Source organism: Stenotrophomonas sp. (genome assembly GCF_032103445.1).
GTDB lineage: Bacteria > Pseudomonadota > Gammaproteobacteria > Xanthomonadales > Xanthomonadaceae > Stenotrophomonas.
This window is the reverse complement of the sequence record NZ_DAMDFR010000136.1, coordinates 1-3,681: the sequence shown is the minus strand read 5'-3', so window position 1 is coordinate 3,681 and position 3,681 is coordinate 1. Positions and strand designations below refer to the sequence as shown.

At 67.2% G+C, this 3,681-nt stretch carries 3 protein-coding genes; all 3 read right to left on the bottom strand.

What is annotated here, in order from left to right; translation table 11 throughout:
• Nucleotides 1-78: 78 nt before the first annotated feature.
• Nucleotides 79-822, bottom strand: a complete 744-nt coding sequence (gene rlmB, locus RT551_RS21400) for a 23S rRNA (guanosine(2251)-2'-O)-methyltransferase RlmB (protein WP_313462214.1) — start codon at nucleotides 820-822, stop codon at nucleotides 79-81.
• A gap of 61 nt (nucleotides 823-883) precedes the next feature.
• Nucleotides 884-1,354, bottom strand: a complete 471-nt coding sequence (locus RT551_RS21395; protein WP_313462212.1) for a GFA family protein — start codon at nucleotides 1,352-1,354, stop codon at nucleotides 884-886.
• Nucleotides 1,355-1,500: 146 nt separating this feature from the next.
• A partial coding sequence (gene rnr, locus RT551_RS21390; protein WP_313462210.1) for a ribonuclease R occupies nucleotides 1,501-3,681 on the bottom strand: 2,181 nt, incomplete at its 5' end.

Genomic DNA, 3,681 nt, shown 5'->3' with positions numbered 1-3,681 from the left:
GGATTGTGCCTGATCAGGGCCCAGTCCGAGACACAAGTGACGCGCCATGCGCGTCTCAACGCCATGCCCGATCGGGCCTCAGCCGCGCTGACGTACGGCCTCGAACAGGCTCACACCTGCGGCCACCGACACATTCAGGCTCTCGATATCGCCCGGCATCGGAATCTTGACCAAGCCGTCGCAGTTCTCACGGGTGAGCCGGCGCAAGCCGTCGGCTTCGCCGCCCAGCACCAGTGCGACGTTGCCCTTCAGGTCCAGCGAATACAGCGACGCGGTGGCTTCACCGGCCAGACCGTAGATCCACACGCCCTGCTTCTGCAGGTCCTTCAGGCAGCGTGACAGGTTGGTCACCGCCACCACCGGAATGCGGTCGGCGGCACCGGCCGAGGTCTTGCGCACGGTGGCGTTCACCGTGGCCGACTTGTCCTTGGGAATGATGACTGCCGTCGCCCCTGCGGCAGCGGCGCTGCGCAGGCACGCGCCCAGGTTGTGCGGGTCCTGCACCTCGTCGAGGATCAGCAGCAGGGCCTTGCCTTCCGCGGCGGTGACCAGCCCTTCCAGCTCGTTCTCGCCGTAGGTGCGGGCAGCGGCATAGCGCGCGGCCACGCCCTGGTGGCGCACCGAGCCGCCCACGCCGTCCAGCGCCTGGGTGTTCACCCGGCGCACGTCGATCCCCTTGCGGCGCGCGTTTTCCTCGATTTCGGTCAGCCGCGGATTCTTCGCGCCGGCCTCGATCAGCACTTCGCGGACGTTCTCGGCATCGTTTTCAATCGAGGAGGCGACGGCGTTGACGCCGACGATCCACTGGCTTTGTTTGCTCATTGCAGGGGGCGGAACCGGTCAGGGGGTGGTAATGGTAGAGCATCGGCGGGCGGGGTGCCCGTCACCGCGGCCAACGGGCCGTGTCCCGGTCCGGGTGCTGGTGCGACACCAAGGTGGCCAAGCGCTCCGCATCCGGGTCATCCTCGGCCAGGATCACCTCCAGCCCGCCCAGCTGGTCCACGAACGGCAGCTTGGACTCGGTGCCGTACTGCACGGTTGGCGGCAGCCGTTCAGGCTGGTCGAAGGCCCCGGCCGCGACGGCCATGCCGTCCTCGCCTTCATAGGTCAGCGGCGTGCCGCAGTCGGCGCAGAAGCCCCGGCGGAAGTGGTTGGAGGACTGGAAGCGGCGTGGCTCGCCACGGGTCCACTGGAAATCCGCGCCGCGTACCGAGACCAGCGGTGCGTAGTAGGCACCGAAGGCTTTCTGGCACATGCGGCAGTGGCAGATGGAGCGGTCCGGCAGCGCGCCGCGGACGTGGAAGCGGATCGCGCCGCATTGGCAGCCGCCGGAGAATTCGGGAACGGGGTTCATGGGTGAGGCCTCCGTTTCGTGGCGTGTTCGGGCGATGCAGCCACGCAGGGCGTGGCTCTACAGGCGTCCGGCAACCCGTGCCGACCGCCCAACGACCAATCCAACAACCCGTAGAGCCACGCCCTGCGTGGCTGCACGGGAATCCATCAGTACTTCTGCTTCTGCCGCTTGGCCGGCTGGCCGCGGGGCGGCAATTCCGGCACCGAATCGTCCTTTTCCTCCACCAGCCGGAAGTCGATCTTGCGCTCTTCCATGCTGGCCTTCAGCACCAGGATGCGCACCCGGTCGCCCAGGCGGTAGCTGGTGCCACGGCGTTCACCGGTCAGCGTCTTGCGGGTGGCATCGAACTGGTAATAGTCGTGCGGCAGCTGGGTGACATGCACCAACCCGTTGACCTTGGACTCGTCCAGCTCCACGAACAGACCGAAGCTGGTCACGCCGCTGATCACGCCGTCGAACTTGCCGCCGACGTGCTTTTCCATCCACGCCGCGCGGTAGCGCTCGTCGACCTCGCGCTCGGCCTCGTCCGCACGGCGCTCGCGTTCGGAGCACAGCAGGGTCAGCTTGGCCATCTCGCGCTGGGTGTACAGGTACTTGTCGACCGGCTTGCCGGTCAGCGCGTACTTGATCGCGCGGTGCACCAGCAGGTCCGGGTAGCGGCGGATCGGCGAGGTGAAGTGGGCATAGGCGTCCAGCGCCAAACCGAAGTGGCCCAGATTCTCGGCCGAGTACACCGCCAGGCTCTGGCTGCGCAGCAGCACCGATTCCAGCAGCGCCGCATCCGGGCGCTCGCGTACCTTCTTCAGCAGCTTGGTGTAATCGCCCGGCTGCACCTTGGCATACGGCGGCAGGCTCAGCTTGAACTCCTTCAGGAACTCCTGCAGGTCTTCAAACTTCGATTCCGGCGGCTTCTCATGGTCGCGGTACGGGGCAGGCACATGCTTGCTGATCAGGTAGCGCGCCGCCTGCACATTGGCCGCGATCATGCATTCCTCGATCAGCTTGTGCGCGTCATTGCGCACCAGCATGCCGGCCTGGGTGACCTGGCCGGTGTTGTCGAGAATGAAGCGCACTTCCGAGCTTTCAAACTCGATCGCGCCGCGCTTGGTCCGCGCCTTGGCAAACACCTTGTACAGCTGGTGCAGGCGTTCCACCTGCGGCAGCAGCGGGCCGATGGCCGCGCGTGCGGCCGGATCGTTCTCGCCCACCGCCTGCCAGACCTGGGTATAGGTCAGGCGCGCATGCGAATTCATCACCGCTTCGTAGAAGCGCGAGTGTGCCACTTCGCCATCGCGGCCCACCTGCATGTCACAGACGAAGCACATGCGGTCGACCTTGGGCATCAGCGAGCAGATGCCGTTGGACAGCGTCTCCGGCAGCATCGGAACCACGAAGCCCGGGAAGTACACCGAGGTGGCGCGCTTCTGCGCTTCCTCGTCCAGCGGGGTGCCGGGGCGGACGTAGTTGGAGACGTCGGCAATGGCCACGATCAGACGGAAACCGTCTTCGTTCGGTTCGCAGTAGACCGCGTCGTCGAAGTCCTTGGCGTCCTCGCCGTCGATGGTCACCAGCGGCGTGCTGCGCAGATCGACGCGACCGCCGATCATGCCCGGCTCCACCGTCAACGGCACCGCCGCAGCTTCGTCCAGCACTTCCTGCGGGAACTCGAACGGCAGTTCATGGCCGTGGATGGCGGTTTCCACCACCAGCGAGGCGGTGAGCTTGTCGCCCAGCACCGCGATGATGCGGCCGATCGGCGGACGGCGCGTGTCCGGAGCCTGGGTCAGTTCGCACACCACCAGCTGGCCATCGCGGGCGTCGCCGGTCTGGTCGGGCGGAATCTGCACGTTGCGCTGGATGCGCTTGTCGTCCGGCACCACGTAGCTGATGCCGAACTCAACGCTGAAGCGCCCGATCAGGCGGGTCATGCCGCGCTCAAGCACGCGGGCGATGCTGCCCTCGCGGCGGCCACGGCGGTCGATGCCGGTCACGTTGGCCAGCACGCGGTCGCCGTGCAGCACCTTGCGCATTTCATACGGAGCCAGGAACAGGTCGTCGCCGCCTTCCACCGGGCGCAGGAAGCCGAACCCTTCCGGGTTGGCAATGACCACGCCGGTGATCAGGTTGGTGGCCTGCACCGGGGCGAAGCCGCCACGGCGGTTCTGCACCAGCTGGCCGTCGCGCACCATCGCGCCCAGGCGCTTGCCCAGCGCGTCGGCGCGGTCGGGTTCGGTCAGGCCCAGCTGCGCGCCGATTTCCTCGGCGGTCTGCGGGCCGTCGCAGCGGTCCAGCAGCTGCAGGATGGCCTCGCGGCTGGCGATGGGCTG